General features: G+C 62.2%; 17 protein-coding genes. 7 read left to right on the top strand and 10 right to left on the bottom strand.

Going from position 1 to position 18,194, the window contains the following annotated elements; translation table 11 throughout:
- Positions 1–17 precede the first annotated feature (17 nt).
- Positions 18–941 (bottom strand): LysR family transcriptional regulator, encoded by a 924-nt coding sequence (locus tag AC07Y0_RS23860; RefSeq protein WP_498680078.1) that lies wholly within the window; start codon positions 939–941, stop codon positions 18–20.
- Between the two features lie 99 nt (positions 942–1,040).
- Here AC07Y0_RS23860 and AC07Y0_RS23865 point away from each other — a divergent pair, with 99 nt between their 5' ends.
- Both AC07Y0_RS23865 and AC07Y0_RS23870 read left to right on the top strand, forming a co-directional pair.
- Positions 1,041–2,228 (top strand): acyl-CoA dehydrogenase, encoded by a 1,188-nt coding sequence (locus tag AC07Y0_RS23865; RefSeq protein WP_454289443.1) that lies wholly within the window; start codon positions 1,041–1,043, stop codon positions 2,226–2,228.
- Between the two features lie 424 nt (positions 2,229–2,652).
- Entirely contained in the window at positions 2,653–3,663 is a 1,011-nt protein-coding gene (locus tag AC07Y0_RS23870) for a diguanylate cyclase (RefSeq protein WP_498680079.1), read from the top strand.
- 33 nt (positions 3,664–3,696) lie between these two features.
- Here the strand turns inward: AC07Y0_RS23870 and glgX are convergent, their stop codons facing one another.
- The gene (gene glgX, locus AC07Y0_RS23875) at positions 3,697–5,781 is read right to left on the bottom strand and encodes a glycogen debranching protein GlgX (protein WP_498680080.1); all 2,085 of its coding nucleotides are present in this window, start codon (positions 5,779–5,781) and stop codon (positions 3,697–3,699) included.
- A 176-nt stretch (positions 5,782–5,957) separates the two neighbouring features.
- Between glgX and AC07Y0_RS23880 the strand changes: the two genes are divergently transcribed.
- Entirely contained in the window at positions 5,958–6,146 is a 189-nt protein-coding gene (locus AC07Y0_RS23880; RefSeq protein WP_498680081.1) for a DUF3008 family protein, read from the top strand.
- Between the two features lie 29 nt (positions 6,147–6,175).
- A complete protein-coding gene (locus tag AC07Y0_RS23885) occupies positions 6,176–6,958 on the top strand; it encodes an SDR family oxidoreductase (RefSeq protein WP_498680082.1) in 783 nt (260 codons plus the stop codon).
- Between the two features lie 40 nt (positions 6,959–6,998).
- Here AC07Y0_RS23885 and AC07Y0_RS23890 read toward each other — a convergent pair whose 3' ends face one another.
- The gene (locus AC07Y0_RS23890) at positions 6,999–7,487 is read right to left on the bottom strand and encodes an MgtC/SapB family protein (protein WP_498680083.1); all 489 of its coding nucleotides are present in this window, start codon (positions 7,485–7,487) and stop codon (positions 6,999–7,001) included.
- Positions 7,488–7,572: 85 nt separating this feature from the next.
- Positions 7,573–7,962 (bottom strand): hypothetical protein, encoded by a 390-nt coding sequence (locus tag AC07Y0_RS23895; RefSeq protein WP_498680084.1) that lies wholly within the window; start codon positions 7,960–7,962, stop codon positions 7,573–7,575.
- 236 nt (positions 7,963–8,198) lie between these two features.
- Here AC07Y0_RS23895 and AC07Y0_RS23900 point away from each other — a divergent pair, with 236 nt between their 5' ends.
- Complete coding sequence (locus AC07Y0_RS23900; RefSeq protein ID WP_498680085.1) at positions 8,199–8,591, top strand: response regulator; 393 nt, start codon at positions 8,199–8,201, stop codon at positions 8,589–8,591.
- Between the two features lie 22 nt (positions 8,592–8,613).
- Here the strand turns inward: AC07Y0_RS23900 and AC07Y0_RS23905 are convergent, their stop codons facing one another.
- Complete coding sequence (locus AC07Y0_RS23905; RefSeq protein ID WP_498680086.1) at positions 8,614–9,234, bottom strand: riboflavin synthase subunit alpha; 621 nt, start codon at positions 9,232–9,234, stop codon at positions 8,614–8,616.
- Positions 9,235–9,458: 224 nt separating this feature from the next.
- Between AC07Y0_RS23905 and AC07Y0_RS23910 the strand changes: the two genes are divergently transcribed.
- Together AC07Y0_RS23910 and AC07Y0_RS23915 are read left to right on the top strand one after the other, a co-directional pair.
- A complete protein-coding gene (locus AC07Y0_RS23910; RefSeq protein ID WP_498680087.1) occupies positions 9,459–10,142 on the top strand; it encodes a phosphoribosyltransferase in 684 nt (227 codons plus the stop codon).
- Positions 10,143–10,275: 133 nt separating this feature from the next.
- A complete protein-coding gene (locus AC07Y0_RS23915) occupies positions 10,276–11,199 on the top strand; it encodes a 1-phosphofructokinase family hexose kinase (protein ID WP_498680088.1) in 924 nt (307 codons plus the stop codon).
- A gap of 28 nt (positions 11,200–11,227) precedes the next feature.
- Here the strand turns inward: AC07Y0_RS23915 and AC07Y0_RS23920 are convergent, their stop codons facing one another.
- From AC07Y0_RS23920 to ppsA, 5 genes are all read right to left on the bottom strand, one after another.
- Complete coding sequence (locus AC07Y0_RS23920; RefSeq protein ID WP_498680089.1) at positions 11,228–12,337, bottom strand: ABC transporter ATP-binding protein; 1,110 nt, start codon at positions 12,335–12,337, stop codon at positions 11,228–11,230.
- A gap of 4 nt (positions 12,338–12,341) precedes the next feature.
- The gene (locus tag AC07Y0_RS23925; RefSeq protein WP_498680090.1) at positions 12,342–13,235 is read right to left on the bottom strand and encodes a carbohydrate ABC transporter permease; all 894 of its coding nucleotides are present in this window, start codon (positions 13,233–13,235) and stop codon (positions 12,342–12,344) included.
- A complete protein-coding gene (locus AC07Y0_RS23930; RefSeq protein ID WP_498680091.1) occupies positions 13,232–14,131 on the bottom strand; it encodes a carbohydrate ABC transporter permease in 900 nt (299 codons plus the stop codon). Before AC07Y0_RS23930 ends, AC07Y0_RS23925 begins: the two co-directional genes overlap by 4 nt.
- 115 nt (positions 14,132–14,246) lie before the next feature.
- Positions 14,247–15,485, bottom strand: coding sequence for an ABC transporter substrate-binding protein (locus tag AC07Y0_RS23935; RefSeq protein ID WP_498680329.1), 1,239 nt, complete (start codon positions 15,483–15,485; stop codon positions 14,247–14,249).
- Between the two features lie 225 nt (positions 15,486–15,710).
- Positions 15,711–18,107, bottom strand: a complete 2,397-nt coding sequence (gene ppsA, locus AC07Y0_RS23940; protein ID WP_498680092.1) for a phosphoenolpyruvate synthase — start codon at positions 18,105–18,107, stop codon at positions 15,711–15,713.
- Positions 18,108–18,194: the final 87 nt, after the last annotated feature.

Raw genomic sequence — 18,194 nt, forward strand, 5'->3', positions numbered from 1 at the left:
GCTTGGCCTTCATTCGGTTATCCGGCTGCGCCGTCGTTCGAAGCGTTGAATTCCCGCACCTGTCCCAGCAGCCAGTTGGAAAAGGCGGTGGCGGGCTGGTAGGCCATCTTCGACAGCGGGCGGACGAGATAATAGGCGCTGGCGCTCTTTACCTCGTGGTTCCAGGCGCGGACCAGTTGCCCGCTCGCCAGTTCCGGCTCGATCAGGAAGGTCGGCACCAATGCAATGCCGAGGCCGGCAAGGCAGGCCTGGACCACGTTTGAGAATTGTTCGAAGCGCATGCTGCCGCCGCGGCCGTTGGCTATGCCGAGGCTTGCGAACCAGTGTTCCCAAGCGCGCGGACGCGAGGCCATGTCGAACAGCGGCATGGAGAGCATGTCTTCCGGCCGCGACACGGGATGATCGCGCAGAAAGGCGGGGCTGCAGACCGGCACGACCATTTCCTGCATGAGGAACTGGCAATCGGTGCCGGGCCAGTTGGGCTCGCCGATGTGGATCGCGGCATCGAGGCCAGAGCTTTCGAAATCGAACTGGCCTATGCGGGTGGCGAAGTCGATGATGATCGAGGGGTGCTTCTGCAGGAAGTCCGGGATGCGCGGCATCAGCCAGCGCGTGCCGAAGGTCGGCAGGATGGCGAGCCGCAGGTGGGTGTCTTCCGCTTTCGCCATCGCCTCCAATGACAAGGTGCGTATGGTCGCCAGCGCGTCGCCGATCCCCTTGGCATAATCCCGGCCGATGGATGTGAGCTCCACGCCGCGGTTGTTGCGGTCGAACAGCTTGACCCCGAGCTGGTCTTCGAGGAGGGATATCTGCCGGCTGATCGCGCCCTGGGTCAGGTTCAGTTCGTTGGCGGCGGCGGAGAAACTGCCGAGCTTGGCGACGGAATCGAAGGCGGCGAGCGCACTGGTCGAAGGCAGGAAACGGCGTTGATGGGTCAGCATTGGCTATGAATAGACCTGATAGCCGCATGAGTAAACATGTCTTGCGTTCGCTTCCCGTTTCATCAATCTATGCACCAGTTTAAAGAGGATATCAGACCTATGAGCGAAATGCGGCCGTTTTCCTGGAGTGATCCATTCCTGATGGCGGAGGCGCTCTCCGAAGACGAGCGCATGATCCAGGCCTCCGCCGAGGCCTTTGCCCAGAGCGAGCTCATGCCGCGCATCAACGAAGCCTATCTCGGCGAAACCGTTGCGCCCGAACTGTTCAAGCTCATGGGCCAGGCCGGCCTGCTGGGTGTCACCCTGCCGGAGAAGTACGGCGCGGCGGATGCGAGCTATGTCTCCTACGGTCTTGTCGCCCGCGAAGTCGAGCGTGTCGATTCCGGCTACCGCTCGATGATGAGCGTGCAGTCCTCGCTGGTCATCTATCCGATCTATGCCTACGGCTCGGAAGAGCAGAAAGACAAGTATCTGCCGGGTCTCGTCTCGGGCGAGCTGATCGGCTGCTTTGGCCTGACCGAGCCGGATGCCGGCTCCGATCCGGGCGGCATGAAGACCCGTGCGGAGAAGATCGAGGGCGGCTATCGTCTGCGCGGCTCCAAGATGTGGATCTCCAATGCGCCGATCGCCGACGTCTTCGTCGTCTGGGCGAAGTCGGAAGCCCATGGCGGCGAGATCCGCGGCTTCGTGCTCGAAAAGGGCATGAAGGGCCTCTCTGCACCGAAGATCGGCGGCAAGCTGTCACTGCGCGCCTCGGTCACGGGCGAAATCGTCATGGACGGCGTCGAGGTGGGCGAAGATGCGATCCTGCCGGGCGTTTCCGGCCTCAAGGGTCCGTTCGGCTGCCTCAACCGCGCCCGCTACGGCATTTCCTGGGGCGTCATGGGGGCGGCCGAGGATTGCTGGCATCGTGCGCGTCAATATGGCCTCGATCGCAAGCAGTTCGGCAAGCCGCTTGCCGGCATGCAGCTCTACCAGAAGAAGCTCGCCGACATGCAGACGGAAATCACGCTCGGCCTGTTTGCCTCGCTGCGCGTCGGCCGGCTGATGGACGAGCACCAGTTCGCTCCGGAAATGATCTCGCTGATCAAGCGCAACAATTGCGGCAAGGCGCTCGACATCGCCCGCCAGGCCCGCGACATGCACGGCGGCAACGGCATCCAGATCGAGTATCACGTCATGCGTCACGCGCAGAACCTGGAGACGGTCAACACCTACGAGGGCACGCATGACGTTCATGCGCTGATCCTTGGCCGAGCGCAAACCGGCATCCAGGCCTTCTTCTGAGGCAGGATGCAGTGAGCTAACCGAAAAGGCGGCCACCGGGCCGCCTTACTTTTTTTGGCACTTGCTGCAGTTCCCGGTCCATTTCGGGCCGGCACGGTCCGTCTTGTTGAATACGGAGGCGATTGCACAGCCTCGATTTCCGAGGTCTTGGCATGAACTTCCCTGAAAATCCTTCGATTCTTGCGGTTTATCCATCGACAGCGAAATCTAGTTGTTCACCAACTGCTCCGCAGTTAGCAGTGCGCAAACGATTCACGGTTTGCTAGAATTTGAGATGCGCCACCTGCGGCAATCCCACGGGACGGTCGTTCGGACCGCGCGATCTCCCGTGTCGGCGCGCAATCGATCCGATCGCACTGCCGGCACGTATTGGATCGTGACATATATCCGAGTCCGGATTTGCCCATTGCGAGGAGAAGCAAACATGTACGCCGTAGCCGTATTGGACAAGCAAGCCCTGGCCGGATTCAGGCGGGAGCATCCTTGGTTGGGATTTCCCGAAAAGGTGCGCGAGGTCTCGCTCTTCTTCGACGACAATGGCAGCCCCGCACGTCTGACGGCGATCGAGGTCGGGGCGGACGGCGTCGACCGTCCGGCAGACCCGAGCGCGTTTTCCACCGACACCGTGCTGGCGCTGATCCGGTTTGCCCCGCACGGGACACCGATGACGTGGGAAAGCCCCGACGAGGCGCGCGTCTGGCGGATTCTCGAACGGTTACCGACGAGCGATGAAATGGTGCTGGTCGACGAGACGCTGGACGCATCCCGTCGCGCCCTTCTCGGCGAAGCCTACGAACTCCTCAGGCAGATGGCGGTCAAAGCCTATCAGGGGCTTGCCGCGGCAGCGCGGTCCCCGGTCGAGGTCGAGCGGTTGGGGCAGGCTGCGCGCGCCTTGCCCGCCAGTCTGGACGAGGTGACGGAGGCGACCAAGCCCTTGTTCCTCGAGGTCGATCTGTGGCGTCTGGTTGCGGTCGTTCGCGACGAAGCCTCCATGCCCGTCGACAACGAAGTCCCGATGGCCCGTGGACTGGAGGATCTGGACCGCTTGATCGGCGATCCCGGAAAAACCGAAGGCGCGTCGGATGCTCTTATCCAGACGCTCTTCGACCTGTCTCCCGTGGCTTTCTCGATTTCCACCATCGGCAAGAACAGTTCGCGCTATGTGCGCGTCAACAATGCCTATCTGGAGTTGGTGGGGAAGACCTGGGAAGAAATCCGCGGCCACGAAATGGTTTCCGCCGGACTGGTGATCGGCAACGATGCGCGCGAGCGACGACTGGCGATGCTGGACCAGCAGGGCGGTTATTCGGGCGAGCGTGCGGAAATCCGCAACGCCAGGGGTGAGATCGTCCCGATCCTCATCTCGGCCCGCCGTTTGAAGCTCGCCGGCGCGCTCTACGACTTTGAGGTCATCACCGACGCTTCACAGATCTGAGCCGGATCCCTTTTGATCGCCGGGGCCGCCGCGTCAGGCGCGGCGGAACAGGGCGAGCGAACGGGGTAGAAGCGACATGGTCTCCGTTGCAGCGACCTGATCGCCGTGCCGAACAGGATCGCTCGTGTCGAGTTCCAGCTGCCAATTGCTGGCGCCTCCGCGGCTCTTGGGCATCGTGAAGTGCATTTCCGCATCGACGGGATTGAACAGGATCAGGATCTCCGGCCAGGCGCCCTCGATCTTTTCGAGATCGTCGCGTTGCAGTCTCAGCGCGAGGGGATTGCGGTCCAGCCAGTGCTCCGGGCGCTGGGCACCGCCCTTCACGTTGTACCATTCGATCGTCGTACCGTCTCGCCAACTGGCGCGGCGCAGCAGCGGCTGCTGTTTGCGAAGGGCAATGAGCTTTTTCGTGAATTCCCGTAGCACCTCGCAGCCCTGCGGCAGGTTTTCCCAATGCAGCCAGCTGATCTCGCTGTCCTGGCAATAGCCGTTGTTGTTGCCCATCTGCGAGCGCCCGAATTCGTCCCCGGCGAGCAGCATCGGCGTCCCATGCGAAAAGAACAGCGTGGCGAGGAAATTGCGCTTCTGACGTTCGCGAAGCGCGTTGATGCCCTCGTCATCCGTCGGGCCTTCGGTGCCGTAATTGTGGCTCCGGTTGTCGTTGTGGCCGTCGTTGTTGCCCTCGCCGTTCGCCTCGTTGTGCTTGCCGTCATAGGAAACGAGGTCATTGAGGGTGAAGCCGTCATGGGCGGTGACGAAGTTGACGCTGGCCCACGGGCGCCGGCCCCTGAGGTCGTAGATGTCGCCTGAGCCCAGCAGTCGGGCCGCGAAGTCCGGCGCGCCATTGTCCTTGTCCAGCCAGTAGTCGCGGGTCGAGTCGCGATACTTGTCGTTCCACTCGGCCCAACCCGGCGGGAAGCCGCCGACATGGTATCCTCCAGGGCCGATGTCCCAGGGCTCACCGATCAGCTTGACCTTCGACAGGACCGGATCCTGCGCCACGGCGTCAAAGAAGCCGCCGCGCTGGTCGAAGCCCTCCGGCTCGCGACCGAGAATGGTTCCGAGATCGAAGCGGAATCCGTCGACATGCATGTCCTCCACCCAGTAACGCAGGCTGTCCATCACCATCTGCAGGACGCGGGGATGGGAGGTGTTGACCGTGTTCCCGGTTCCCGTGTCGTTGATGTAGTAGCGGTGATTGTCGGGCATGGTGCGGTAGTAGGAGAAATTGTCGATGCCCTTGAAGGAGAGGGTCGGTCCCAGTTCGTTGCCTTCGGCCGTGTGGTTGTAGACGACGTCGAGGATCACCTCGATGCCACCGTCATGAAAGGCCCGAACCATGTCGCGAAACCCGTCCAGCCCCTTTGGTCCATAATAGCGCGCCGCGGGCGCGAAGAAGCCGATCGTGTCATAGCCCCAATAGTTGCGCAGGCCCTTGTCGAGCAAGTGACTGTCGTCGGGAAAGGCATGGATCGGCATGAGCTCGATCGACGTGATGCCGAGGCTCTTCACGTAGTCGACGGCAGCCGACTGGCCGAGGCCCTCGAAAGTACCGCGCAGGTGTTCCGGGATCGCCGGGTTGAGCTTGGTGAAACCCTTCACATGGGTTTCATAAACGATCGTGTCCGCCCACGGGATGACCGGCGAACCACTGTATTCGCGGCTGATCCGGGGATCGATGATCCGGCCCTTGGGCATGTCAGCGCCATTGTCGAGCGCACTGAACGACAGGTCCTTTTCGTTGCTGTCGATGTCATAGCCGAAATGCGCCTTCGTCCAGACGATGTCGCCGACGATTTCGCGCGTATACGGATCGAGCAAGAGCTTGTTGGGATTGAAGCGGTGACCGTTGGCCGGGTCATAGGGGCCGTGCACGCGGTAGCCGTAAAGCATGCCGGGCTTTGCTCCCGGCAGGTAGCAGTGCCAGACTTCATTGGTGTATTCCGGCAATTCGATCCGGGCGATCTCGGTCTTGCCGCTCTCGTCGTACAGGCAGAGTTCGACCCGGTCGGCATGGGCGGAGAACAGCGCGAAATTCGTGCCCCCTCCATCGAAGCGTGCGCCGAGCGCCTGCCATTCACCGGCTTCGATTGCGAACTGTGTGCTGCGAGCATCCATAGGTAGATCCTTGATCGAGCGAAATTGCGCACTTTCAATGCTGCGATGCGGAATTGGTTCCCTGACGGCGCCAGGAATCCCGCCTGTCTCCGTGGCTGCCGGAACCTTTGACACTCTGCGGTAGTTTGACGAAAGGCGCCACTCCCATGCGTCATTTCGTAACCCAGGAGGCTTCAATGCCAGCAAAATCCAAGGCTCAACAGAAGGCCGCGGGCGCCGCACTCTCGGCGAAACGCGGGGAGACCAGGAAGAGCGCGCTCAAGGGCGCCTCCAAGGATATGGTCGAATCCATGACCGAAAAGGAACTGGAGGCCCTGGCCTCGACCAAGCGGAAGGGCAAGCCGGAACACGTACCGAAGACGTAGCGATCGATCGTAGTGGAGGGCGCAACGCCATGGATTTCAGCGGAAAGGTAGCGCTTGTAACCGGTGCCGGATCGGGGATCGGCAAGAGTGCGGCGCTGATACTGGCCGGCCGAGGCGCCTTCATCGGGCTGCTCGGTCGCACGGCTGACGAATTGCACGAGGCACTTGAGGAAATCCGGCGAGCTGGTGGTGATGGATTCGTCCTGGTTGCCGATGTCAGCGACGAGGCGGCCATGAGGGATTCCGTCGAGGCGCTATGGAACCTCAAGGGGCGGCTCGACGTGGTTGTGGCCAATGCCGGGATCAACGGCACATGGGCGCCGATCGAGGATCTGAAGCCGGAGGAATTCGATCAGACCATCGCAGTCAATCTGCGCGGAACCTATCTGACGCTTCATTTCGCCGTGCCCAAATTGAGGCTCTCGGGAGGCGGCGCGATCGTGGTCGTTTCCTCCATCAACGGAACACGCACGTTCACAACCCCCGGCGCCACAGCCTATTCCGCGACCAAGGCGGCGCAGTTTGCCATGGTGCAGCAACTGGCCCTCGAGCTCGGTCAGCACCGCATTCGGATCAATGCCGTCTGTCCGGGGGCGATCGAGACCGACATCGACGACAATACCACCATCCGCCACCGGGAGGAGGCGACGGTGCCCGTCCATTTTCCCCAGGGCGACATACCGCTGACGGGCGGCCATCCGGGTCAGGTGGAGGAAGTGGCGGAGGTCATCGCGTTTCTCGCCTCCGACAGGGCGCGTCATGTCAGCGGCTCGCCGATATGGATCGACGGAGGCCAGAGCCTGCTGCGCTAGGGTGCGAAGTGTATCCTGCCTGATTTGGCTGGCACATGGATCAGTCCGTGTCGGGCCTTGAAACGACGAGGCGCTCCAGTCCGTGCAGGAGCCAGAGAACGATGAGCGCCAGGGTGGTCGCCAGTAGGCTGATGTGCCAGAAACCAAGACCGGCGGCGAGGCCGATCGAGCCCGCGAACCAAAGACCCGCACCGGTGGTCAGGCCGCGCACTTCTCCCTTGGAAAAGACGATCATACCGGCTGCCAGGAAGGCGACGCCGGCGGTGACGGCTTCGATCAGGCGCAGAGGATCGATGCGGGCCGAGTCGCCCTGGAAGGCGGAATGGTGGGCGATTTCAATGGTCAGGATGGCAACGATCGCGCTCGATAGGCAGACGAGAATGTGGGTCCTCAGGCCTGCGGCCCGGTTCTTCCGCTCGCGTTCAAAGCCGATCGCACCGCCGCAGAGCATGGCGATGAGCAGCCGCATGACAATGACGGAGAGGGGAAGGGCGGTATCGGTGGCGAAATAGGGATCAAATGACGGCATGAGGGCGGCCCTGAGGCACTTGACACTGTTGCAAGGCGCGTCGGCAGATGCCGACACGCCCTCTTTTCTGCATCAAATCCGAATGTTAGTGGCGCTCCTTCGAGCCGGCCGTAGAAGAGTAGGTGGCGGAGACCGGATCGCTGGCCGGGAAAGTGTCGAGCAGCCCCTCGTCAACCTGCGATTCGAGTTCGGTTTCGTCCTGCGCGCGCCGGGCGCTCAGAACGGCATCCGATACCGCATCGTCGCCGCTGCGGGCGAGGTTGTCGTCGCGCTCCTTCTTGGTGGTGCCGTCGAAGGTGGCCACCTGGAGAAGCAGGACGCGCGCTTTGGCAAGGGCGTTTTCCCGATTGAGATCGCCGCTTTCGCTCTGCTTCATGCGAACGGATACGACTTCGCCACCGTCGCCGACGAACTCGACAGTGTAGCCCGGAACGCCACCCATATCTTCGTGTACTTGTGTTCCAACGATCTGCATGGTCATTCTCCCATTGTGATGATCCAATGGAAAACGCATGCCGACCGCACTGGTTCCATCGAAAGAAAACGATGTGGCGCGATGCCCGTCTGTTGAATGCGCCACCGGCAACTGTCAATTGCGATTTGTTCCGCGTAGCGCGGTAAACCCTTTGTTTACCAAGCCGTTCACGAATTGACTAAAATCTGAACAAACTTCGAGTTGCAGGCGTTGTGGCAGCAAAGGAGATCTTCGCCATGCCGATGAAAGCCAACCTGCCCACCGATACAATCCTAATCGTGGAGGATGATGTGTTCATTTCCATGGACGCCGCCGACAGCGTGTCGCGCGCGGGGGTCAATGTCGTCACCGCTGAAACCGTGCGTGATGCGCTCGACATTCTGGAGCAGGAGGACATCTCGGCCGCAATCCTCGACTTTCATGTCCGGGACGGCGCGGTCACACCGATCGTCGCCGTACTCCGGAAGAAGGGCATCCCGTTTCGCATCGTCTCCGGCTCGCCTCTCGCCGAGATCGCAGCCAACGGCATTCCGCCCGGGCTCTGCGCACAGAAGCCGGCCGACTATTTCAAGGTGCTCGTCTCGCTGATCAATGAACGGCCGTGGACGGCGCTGAGGCCGAGTCACTGAACATTCGCCGGGCTGGCATTTCTCAGGCGCGCTTGTCGAGCAGCCGTGTCAGCGTCCGTTCCACGACATCGACCATCACCATCGTCTGGTGGTCCACTTCGATGTTCAGCCGATCGCCGGGCCTGTAACGGGGGAAGGTCGTTTGCCGCAGCGTCTCGGGAATGAGATTGATCTGGAACACGTTGCCTTCGGCTTCCGCGACCGTCAGGCTTGCGCCGTTCACGGCCAGGAAGCCGCGCGGGAAGATGTATTTCGCCCATTCCTCGGGAACCGAAAAGCGGATATGAGCGCCCGGCATTTCGCTCTTGGCGCCTATCAGCGTCGCGGTCGTGGCGATGTGGCCGGCAATGGCATGGCCGCCGTTCTCGTCCGTCGGTTTGGCCGAGCGCTCCAGGTTGACACCGTCGCCGACGGAAAGGTCGGACAGATTGGTGCGCTCCAGCGTCGCATCCATGGCGTCGAAGGTTACGGTCGTTCCCTTGATGGAAGTCGCCGAAAGGCAGACACCTTCCACCGAAACACTGCCGCCGATCTGCAGGCCTTCGACCAGAGGTTCGGGAAACTGAATATGGAATTCGGTGTATCCGTCATGACGGATGATGTTGGTGACCGGGGCCACCGCCTGGACGATACCGGTATACATGTCTCTTCCTATCTTGCCCGCGCAGCCTCGCAAAGCCCGGTCGCGGCGTCGTTGGCCAAAGGTAATGTGCGATCGGCCAAAGACAACCGCTAAATCGGGACGCTCCGTCAAGAAATGCTGAACGGTTGCGGGCGGGCCTGCAGGGCGCGAGCGGATTGCCAAAGACGCGCGCGGTTGCGATGAACGAAATGTCCGGAACGAAGCCGGGGAGCAAGGGTCACAGCATGCAGCCGCACGATTATTGGCAGACGATACATTCTCCCGGAAGCTTCGACCCCACCGGTCCGCACCGCCAAAGCTATCCGGCAAGCTTGCCCGACGGTCGGCAGATGCTCCTGCCGATCCGGCCGCTTGCCGACGGCCAGCACGGCATCGCCTCCCTCATCATCAACCAGGCGAGCTTCGCGGTGCTTGACATGCTCTCCGGTTGTCTTGCCGACAGGCTCGCCGAAGACCGGCCGGACGTGATCGTGGGCTTGCCGACCCTCGGGCTCACGCTTGCCGGCGCTGTGGCGCAGAAGCTCGGACACGCCCGCTATGTCCCGTTCGGGACCTCGCGCAAGTTCTGGTATCTCGACGAGTTGTCGGTGCCGATGAGTTCGATCACCACGCCGCACCAGCAGAAGCGCCTGTTCGCCGATCCGCGCATGTTGCCGCTGCTCAAGGGCCGTCGCGTCGTTCTCGTCGATGACGTCATGTCGAGTGGCGCATCCATGGCGGCAGGGTTGAACCTGCTCGCGGCGCTCGACATCGAGCCGGTGGCGCTCGCGGTGGCGATGCTGCAGACCGAGCGCTGGAGGTCGGCGCTTTCGGCTTCTGGTGAGGGGTGGCCGGATAGGACCCGAAGTGTCCTTGCCACGCCGCTGCTGGAGCGGGACGCCCAGGGGCTGTGGAGGGCGGCGGCCTGAGACGAAGGAACACGGCTGTTGCGGTCGTGCGCTTTCTTGCGGCCCTCGGTGCATTGAGGCTATAGCTTCACTCGGTCGGTTGCGGTGCGAAACGATTTCTTGGATCTGTCATGAAGGGACGCTAGGCTCGGGCATGTCGAAAATTCTCTCCATCGCGCTCAATCCCGCCATCGATATTTCCAGCGATGCCGATGCGGTTCGTCACACCCACAAGACCCGGACGCACAATCAGCGCCAGCATGCGGGCGGCGGCGGTATCAATGTCGCACGCGTCATCGTCGAACTCGGCGGACAATGCGAGCTGCTCTACCTCACCGGCGGTGCCACCGGGACGCTGCTCGAAGCCATGCTCGAGCCGCTCGGCGTCAAGCAACACCGGTTTCGTATCCATGATCCTGTCCGGGTCGCCTATAACGTGCGGGAACTCTCGACCAATCTCGAATATCGCTTCGTCCCGGAAGGTCCGGAGGTCACCGAGGAAGAGCTTGCGCCGGTCTTCGATCTGCTCGAGGGAAGCGATGCTGACTATGTCGTCGCCAGCGGTAGCCTGCCGCGCGGCGTCGGGGGAGAGACCTATGTCCGGATGGCGGACATTGCTGCGCGCAAGAAGATCCGCTTCATCCTCGACACGTCCGGCGAGGCGCTGCACGAGACGCTGGCGAAGGCGAAGGTATTCCTCGTCAAGCCCAGCCTTGGCGAGCTGGCGAGCTTCGTCGGGCACAAGATCGACCACGAGAACGCCGGGGCGGCTGCTCAGGCCATCGTCCGTAGCGGTGCCGCCCAGTACATCGCCGTGACGCTTGGTGCGGACGGCGCGATCCTGGTCGGTGCCGACAGTATTCATCGCGCGCCGGCAATCGAAGTGCCGGTCAAATCGGCGGTCGGTGCGGGCGACAGTTTCGTCGCGGCAATGACCTGGTCACTGGCCGAGGGCCACGAGATCGGCGAGGCCTTCCGCTTCGGCCTGGCGGCGGGTGCCGCGGCGGTCATGACGTCCGGCACGGAGCTTTGCCGACGTGCCGACGTGCTGGCGCTTTACGAGGCGAATAAGGGCTGATCTTGGCCAGGCGGCTTCGTCCGACTGCTTACAGACGCACCCCGGTCTTGCCGTCGAACAGCTTGGCCTTGCCCATATTGACCTCGAAGCGGAACGTTTCGCCCGGTTTGACCCGCTCTTCGGGCCGCACCCGGGCGATCGCTTCCATGCCTCCCAGTGTGAAGACCAGCATGGTGTCGGGACCGGTGGGTTCGACCACGTCGACCGCGCGCTCGAAGACGAAGAGCTCGGTCTGCTCTGCGGCGTGGGCGCCGACATGGGTGATCGTTTCGGGACGCAGCCCGAGATAGATCTCTTCGCCGTCCCGTCCCTTGACCTTGCCGGCCTGCTCGGCGCCGAGAGGAAAGCGGACCGTGCCTTCCTCGTCGGTGACGGCGATCGCATAGCCATCCTCATTGAAGACCTTGCCCTTGACGATGTTCATCGACGGCGAGCCCATGAAGCCGGCAACGAAGAGGTCGACGGGGTTTTCATAGACATCCTCAGGCGTGCCGAACTGGCGCACATGGCCATTGTCCATGACGGCAATGCGCGAGGCGAGCGTCATCGCCTCGATCTGGTCGTGGGTGACGTAGACGATCGTCTTGCCGAGGCGCTGGTGCAGCTTCTTCACTTCCGTGCGCATTTCAATGCGCAGCTTGGCATCGAGATTGGAGAGTGGCTCGTCGAACAGGAAGACGTCGGGATTGCGCACCAGGGCTCGGCCCATGGCGACGCGCTGGCGCTGGCCGCCCGACAATTGCCCCGGCTTGCGGTCGAGCAACTGCTCGATATGCAGGAGTTGGGAGACGTCGGCGAGCGCCTTGTCCTGGACGGCGCGATCGACGCCGCGGGTCTGCATGCCGAAGGTGATGTTCTCCTGCACCGTCTTGGTCGGATAGAGGGCGTAGGACTGGAACACCATGGCGATGTTGCGGTCCTTCGGCGGCACGTCGTTGACCAGCGTGTCGCCGATCCGGATCTCGCCGCTGGTCAGGGTCTCGAGCCCGGCAATCAGGTTGAGAAGCGTGGACTTTCCACAACCCGAAGGTCCAACGAGCACGACGAACTCGCCGTCATCAAGGTCGATGCTGACGCCCTTGATGATCTCGGCCGCGCCGAACTTTTTCCAGACGTCCCGCAGTTCTACTTTCGCCATCTCATCACCCTTTCACGGCACCTGCGGCCAGACCGCGCACGAAGTATTTTCCCGCCACGATGTACACGAGGAGCGTCGGCAGGGCCGCGATGATCGCTGCCGCCATGTCGACATTGTATTCCTTCACGCCGGTGCTCGACGCGACGATGTTGTTGAGCGCAACCGTGACCGGATTGCTGTCGCCGACCGTGAAGGCGACGCCGAACAGGAAGTCGTTCCAGATCTGGGTGAACTGCCAGATGACGGCGACGACGATGGTCGGCAGCGACATGGGCAAGAGCAGGGTGAAGAAGATGCGGAAGAAGCCGGCTCCGTCGATCTTCGCCGCATGAACGATGCCGTCCGACACGCTGACGAAGAAATTGCGGAAGAACAGCGTGGTGAAGGAAAGGCCGTAGACGGTGTGGACCAGGATCAGGCCGTAGACGCTGCCGGCCAGGCCGAAATAGCCGAGCATGCGGGCCATGGGAAGCAGCACGACCTGGAAAGGGATGAAGGAGCCGAACAGCATCAATGCGAAGATGATGTCGGCGCCGGGGAACTTCCATTTGGTCAGTGCGTAACCGTTGAGCGCACCGAGCAGGGTGGAGATGGCGACCGCCGGGACGACCATCAGGATGGAGTTCATGAAATAGGGCTGCAGCCCGGTGCAGCGTACGCCGACGCAGGCCGCACTCCAGGCCTTTTCCCAGGCGGCGAAGGTCACATCCTTCGGCAGGCTGATCAGCGACGACGTGCGGATCTCTTCAAGCGATTTGAGCGAGGTCGAAATCATCACGAACAGAGGCATGAGGTAGTAGAGGCAAAAGAGCCCAAGGATGGCGAAGAGCAGCAGGCGCAGCAGAGTGTTCTTCAGTCCGCGGGGTCGGACGATGCCGGAGATGGCGGCTCTGCTCATTTCGCCGGCCTCCTCAGTTCCGAGTAGAGATAGGGGATGAAGATCGCCGTCACGGTGACCAGCATCATGACGGCACTTGCGGCCGCGGTGCCAAGTTCGCTGCGCTGGAAGGCGAAGGAATACATGAAGGTCGCGGGCATGTCGGTGGCATAGCCCGGTCCGCCGCCGGTCAGCGCCATGACCAGGTCGAAGCTCTTGATCGCCAGGTGCGCGAGAACGACGAAGGAGGAGAAGAAGACCGGCCGGACGATCGGCAGGATGATGCTCCAGTAGGTCCGAAGCGGGCCTGCGCCGTCGATCGCCGCAGCCTTGATGATCTCGTCGTCGACCGACCGCAGGCCGGCGAGAAACAGCGCCATGACATAGCCGGAGGATTGCCAGACGCCAGCAATGACGACGGTGTAGATCGCCATGTTCGGATCGACGAGCCAGTCGAAATTGAAGTTGGGGAAGCCCCAGCCCTGGATGATCTTCTCGATGCCGAGCGTCGGGTTGAGGATCCATTTCCACGCAGTGCCGGTGACGATGAACGACAGCGCCATGGGGTAGAGATAGACGGTGCGGATCATGCCCTCGGCACGAATCCGCTGGTCGAGCAGGATCGCCAGGAACAGGCCGATCACCATGCAGCAGACCATGAACAGGCTCGTGAAGATGAACAGGTTCTCGATCGCCACGAACCAGCGTGGCGTGGTCCACAGCCGCTCATATTGGGTGAGGCCCGCCAGCGTATAGTTCGGCATGACGCCGGATTTGGTGAAGGAGATGTAGATCGTCCAGGCGATGAAGCCGTAGACGAACAGCAGGCTTGCGGCAAACATCGGCGACACGACGATCTGCGGCAGCCATCGCTCGAAAAAGCGATCGAAGGCGACCCTTCGGCTTCTGATATTCATTTCCATGATCCTCCCGCACGGTCCTCATCCCATGTGCGGTTCTGCGCCGCATCAAAGGGAACCACCGGAGTTCGGCTCTGCCGCACCCCGGTGGGTCATCGATCGAAGGCAGGCCTTACTGGGCGCGCTTTACCGCTTCGCCCATCGCCTTGGCCGCGTCGGCCGAACTCATCTCCGAATTGAAGAAGTTGGTGACGACGTCGAGGAATTCGCCGCGCACGGTGCGCGGAACCGCCATTTCATGCGCCATGGACGGAACGAAGGTGTTGTTCTTCACGGCTGCGGTCATGTCCTCGTGGGACTTGAGTGCGCAGGTGTCGAACTTGTCCAGCTTGATGTCGGTGCGGGCCGGAATGGAGCCCTTAGCCAGGTTGAAAGTTTCCTGGAACTCGGGCGACATGATTAGGCTGGCCAGCACCTTCTGGCCTTCGATGCGGTCATCGCCCGATACCTTGAAGAAGGCGAAGCTGTCCGTGTTGAAGCTGTAGCCGTTACCCGGCGTGGGCGCGCAGATGAAATCCTTGCCCGGCACCTTGCCGGCAGCGAGGAACTCGCCCTTGGCCCAGTCACCCATGATCTGGAAGCCGGCTTCGCCGTTCATGACCATGGCGGTCGCAAGGTTCCAGTCGCGACCGGAGAAGCCCGGATCGACATAGCCGCGCAGTTTGCGCAACTGGTCGAAGACCTTGATCATGGTTTCGCCGGTCAAGGCTTCCTCGTCCAGCTCGATCAGCGCCTTGCGATAGAAGTCGGCGCCTTCGGACAGGACAATCGTTTCGAAGACCGTCGCGTCCTGCCAGGGCTGGCCGCCATGGGCGAGCGGGGTTATGCCGGCCGCCTTCAGCTTGTCGGCAACCGCATTGAATTCGTCCCAGGTCTTGGGCACCTCGGCGCCGACCTTGGCCAGCACTGCGGGATTGATCCACATCCAGTCGATGCGGTGGACATTGACCGGGGCGGCGACATACTTGCCCTTGTATTTCATGATTTCGGCCATGGACGGCGGCAGCACATCGTCCCATTTCTCGGCCTTGGCCACATCCTCGACATCGGCGAGACCGCCCTGGTCGGCCCATTCCTGTATGCCGGGACCCTTCAGTTGCACGGCCGCCGGCGGATTGCCGGCCATCACGCGGGCGCGAAGCGCGGTCATGGCGGCATCGCCGCCGCCGCCGGCGATCGGCGAGTCTTCCCATTTGCCGCCCTGCTTCTCGAAGGCTTCCTTGAGCGTGCCGACGGCTTTGGCCTCGCCGCCCGAGGTCCACCAGTGAAGGACTTCCACGGTGCCGCCGGCATGGCCGGTCGCGGGAAGCATGAAAAGGGAAACGGCTGTGGCAGTCAAAATGGATTTCAAGTTACGCATGGCATCCTCCCGATTATTGCGGACGCAAGGGTCCGATTGCCGAATGGCATTTTGGAAAAGGCTACTTGTTCTGCGTAGAAACCCGCACTAGCCGGTATGCGCGCTTTGCGGGCATGCGAACGATATCACGATACAACGATAGGGGCTGCATGTTTTGACACCGATCAATCGGTGCGGGAGATTCTGCCCGCACCGCTTCTTCTTGCCGCTGGACTATCAGCCGCGGCTGGCCTTGGCCTTTTCGGCCGCAGCGACGATCTGCTTGACCGCGATGAAGCTGTCCGGGCTCACGGACATCGAGTCGATGCCGCATTCGACCAGGAACTCGGCGAATTCCGGATGGTCGCTCGGTGCCTGGCCACAGAGGCCGATCTTGGCCCCTGCCTTGTTGGCTTCGGAGATGACCTTCTGGATCATCCATTTCACCGCTTCGTCCTGCTCGTCGAACAGGTCGGCCAGTTCGCCGGAATCCCGGTCGACGCCGAGGGTGAGTTGCGTCAGGTCGTTCGAGCCGATCGAAAAGCCGTCGAAGCGGTTGGCGAATTTGGCCGCCAGGATGACGTTCGAGGGGATTTCGCACATCACGTACACCTGCAGGCCGTTCTCGCCGCGCTTCAGTCCGTTTTCCGCCATGACGCCCAGCACCTTGTCGGCCTCGCCGACCGAGCGGCAGAAGGGGATCATGACGACCACATTGGTGAAGCCCATCTCGTCGCGCAGCCGCTTGATCGCCTGGCACTCAAGCGCAAAGCCGTTGCGGTAGCGAGGCGAATAGTAGCGCGACGCGCCGCGAAAGCCGATCATCGGGTTTTCTTCCGCCGGCTCGAATTCCGCACCGCCGACGAGACCGGCATATTCATTGGTCTTGAAGTCGCTCATGCGCACGATGACCGGCTTGGGGTAGACGGCGGCGGCGAGTCTTCCGAGGCCCAGGGCCAGCTTGTCGACGAAATAGTCCGGCTTGTTGTCATATCCGGCGGTCAGCGTGGCGATCTCGGCCTTGGCTTTCTCGTCCTTCAGCCTGTCGAAGTGAACGAGCGCCATGGGATGGACGCGGATGGCGTTGGAGACGACGAACTCCATGCGGGCGAGGCCGATGCCGTCGGCCGGCAGACGCCACCAGCGGAAGGCCGAACCCGGATTGGCGAGGTTGAGCATCACCTTGGTCTTGGTCTCCGGCAGGTCGGTGACGTCGAGCTCCTCGACCGAGAAATCGGCGATACCCTGATAGATGAAGCCTTCATCACCCTCGGCGCAGGAAATGGTCACGTCCTGGCCGGTATGCAGGATTTCCGTGGCATTGCCGGTGCCGACGACGGCGGGCAGGCCGAGTTCGCGGCTGACGATGGCGGCGTGCGAGGTGCGTCCGCCGTGGTCGGTGACGATGGCGGCGGCGCGCTTCATGATTGGCACCCAATCCGGGTCCGTGGTCTGGGTCACGAGGATCGAGCCCTCGACGAACTTGTCGATGTCCTTCGCCGTCTCGATCAGGCAGACCTGACCGCTGGCGATCGCGTCGCCGATGGACAGGCCCTTGGTCAGGAGCTTGCCCTTGTTGTGGATCGTGTAGGATTTGAAGATGCCGACGTCACGTCGCGCCTGGACCGTTTCCGGGCGGGCCTGGACGATATACATGTCGCCGCTGTTGCCGTCTCGCGCCCATTCCATGTCCATCGGGCAGCCGTAGTGCTGTTCGATGGTCGCCGCCCAGCGGGCGAGCTCGACGATTTCCGGGTCGCTCAGCACCCAGGCCGCGCGCTCGGCCTTGGAGGTGGGCACGTTTCGGGTCGGCTTTTCCCCGACCGCATAGATCATCTTGATGTCCTTGGCGCCCTTCTTCTTCTCGATGATCGGCGCGAGCGCCTTGTCGTCGAGCAGCGGCTTGAAGACCTGATATTCGTCCGGGTCCACCGTGCCCTGGACGACGTTTTCGCCCAGGCCCCAGGCGGCATTGATCAGCACGACCTTGTCGAAACCGGTCTCGGTGTCGATCGAGAACATCACGCCCGAGCCGCCGATGTCGGAGCGCACCATTTGCTGCACGCCGATCGACAGCGCCACTTTCATGTGGTCGAAGCCCTTGGTCTTGCGGTAGCTGATGGCGCGGTCGGTAAAGAGCGAGGCATAGCAGCGGCGGCAGGCATCGATCAGTGCCGTCTCGCCCTTGATGTTGAGGAAGGTTTCCTGCTGGCCGGCAAAGCTGGCATCCGGAAGGTCCTCGGCCGTAGCACTCGATCGTACCGCGACTTCGACTTCGTCCAAGCCGGCCCGCTTGGACAGCTCGCGATAGGCCGCACGGATCGCCGTTTCAATGTCTGCCGGCCAGTCGCCCTTGAGGAAGATATTACGGATGGCCTCTCCGGTCTCGGCCAGCGTCGCCTTGCCGGCTTCCCATTGTGCGAGGAAGGAAGTCATCCGTTCCCTGAGGGCATTCGCTGCCACATAGCTCCAATAGGCGTCGGAGGTCGTGGCGAAACCCGGGGGCACGCGAATGCCCCCGGCGGCCAGGGTCTGTACCATTTCACCCAACGAAGCGTTCTTGCCGCCGACGCGTGGGACGTCATGGCGCCCCAGTGTTTCAAACCATGCGATGGACTGCTGCGCTTTGGACATGGAAACCCTCCCGGATGGTGTTCTTGATGACGTGTCGCTCGGAGCGATTGTAATGTTATCGAGAATAACCACCGCATTGTCACGGTG

The sequence above is a fragment of the Allorhizobium sp. GW101-3B10 genome (assembly GCF_059424725.1).

Bases quoted from the DNA above. Each gene is read 5' to 3' on its own strand.
- AC07Y0_RS23860 (WP_498680078.1), bottom strand. From the start codon at position 941: ATGCTGACCCATCAACGCCGTTTCCTGCCTTCGACCAGTGCGCTCGCC.
- AC07Y0_RS23865 (WP_454289443.1), top strand. From the start codon at position 1,041: ATGAGCGAAATGCGGCCGTTTTCCTGGAGTGATCCATTCCTGATGGCG.
- AC07Y0_RS23870 (WP_498680079.1), top strand. From the start codon at position 2,653: ATGTACGCCGTAGCCGTATTGGACAAGCAAGCCCTGGCCGGATTCAGG.
- glgX (WP_498680080.1), bottom strand. From the start codon at position 5,781: ATGGATGCTCGCAGCACACAGTTCGCAATCGAAGCCGGTGAATGGCAG.
- AC07Y0_RS23880 (WP_498680081.1), top strand. From the start codon at position 5,958: ATGCCAGCAAAATCCAAGGCTCAACAGAAGGCCGCGGGCGCCGCACTC.
- AC07Y0_RS23885 (WP_498680082.1), top strand. From the start codon at position 6,176: ATGGATTTCAGCGGAAAGGTAGCGCTTGTAACCGGTGCCGGATCGGGG.
- AC07Y0_RS23890 (WP_498680083.1), bottom strand. From the start codon at position 7,487: ATGCCGTCATTTGATCCCTATTTCGCCACCGATACCGCCCTTCCCCTC.
- AC07Y0_RS23895 (WP_498680084.1), bottom strand. From the start codon at position 7,962: ATGCAGATCGTTGGAACACAAGTACACGAAGATATGGGTGGCGTTCCG.
- AC07Y0_RS23900 (WP_498680085.1), top strand. From the start codon at position 8,199: ATGCCGATGAAAGCCAACCTGCCCACCGATACAATCCTAATCGTGGAG.
- AC07Y0_RS23905 (WP_498680086.1), bottom strand. From the start codon at position 9,234: ATGTATACCGGTATCGTCCAGGCGGTGGCCCCGGTCACCAACATCATC.
- AC07Y0_RS23910 (WP_498680087.1), top strand. From the start codon at position 9,459: ATGCAGCCGCACGATTATTGGCAGACGATACATTCTCCCGGAAGCTTC.
- AC07Y0_RS23915 (WP_498680088.1), top strand. From the start codon at position 10,276: ATGTCGAAAATTCTCTCCATCGCGCTCAATCCCGCCATCGATATTTCC.
- AC07Y0_RS23920 (WP_498680089.1), bottom strand. From the start codon at position 12,337: ATGGCGAAAGTAGAACTGCGGGACGTCTGGAAAAAGTTCGGCGCGGCC.
- AC07Y0_RS23925 (WP_498680090.1), bottom strand. From the start codon at position 13,235: ATGAGCAGAGCCGCCATCTCCGGCATCGTCCGACCCCGCGGACTGAAG.
- AC07Y0_RS23930 (WP_498680091.1), bottom strand. From the start codon at position 14,131: ATGAATATCAGAAGCCGAAGGGTCGCCTTCGATCGCTTTTTCGAGCGA.
- ppsA (WP_498680092.1), bottom strand. From the start codon at position 18,107: ATGTCCAAAGCGCAGCAGTCCATCGCATGGTTTGAAACACTGGGGCGC.